Source organism: Halobellus sp. Atlit-38R (genome assembly GCF_003665925.1).
Taxonomy (GTDB): domain Archaea; phylum Halobacteriota; class Halobacteria; order Halobacteriales; family Haloferacaceae; genus Haloquadratum; species Haloquadratum inordinatus.
This window is the reverse complement of the sequence record NZ_QXIJ01000255.1, coordinates 1-489: the sequence shown is the minus strand read 5'-3', so window position 1 is coordinate 489 and position 489 is coordinate 1. Positions and strand designations below refer to the sequence as shown.

Genomic DNA, 489 nt, shown 5'->3' with positions numbered 1-489 from the left:
CGCGGTGGACGTCTCCGAAGAGGTAGTCGACTATTTATAAATAGCTGAGACAGGATCCCTGACGAACACCGCCAAAGCCCCAGCCGCGAGGACTCGCGCGGCTTGCTGCGCTCCTCGTCACTCGCTTCGCTCGTTCCTGCGGTGCTTACTGCGCCGTGCTTCGTCCTCGCGACTGCCCCTTTGAGTCCCGCCCCGCACAGCGACCGCACCTCACACCTCCCCAGCCTCGCCGCTCGCTCCCTCCGGTCGCTCGCGGCGTCCCTCGCGCGTGCTGTCTCGCGGCCTCCGCTTCGCTCCGGCCGCTCGCAGGCACGCGCCACCGCGGTTCTGTTTGTGCGTATCCGTCGCCGTCGGCGGTCGCGGCCGCGTTCGTCGTCTCCCGCTATCGCGCTCTTCCGACGGTTTAAATCGCGTCGGAGACCAGAGTCCGGTAATGGAACCGAGTTCGCTCTCCGGGCTCCCCGAGGGCGTCGGCGAGGCGCTCGAAGC

1 protein-coding gene is annotated in these 489 nt (G+C 67.9%); it reads right to left on the bottom strand.

Annotation, left to right across the window (positions count from 1 at the left end):
• Nucleotides 1–210: 210 nt before the first annotated feature.
• On the bottom strand, nucleotides 211–489 hold a 279-nt coding region (locus D3D02_RS21365), incomplete at its 5' end, for a hypothetical protein (RefSeq protein WP_233560726.1).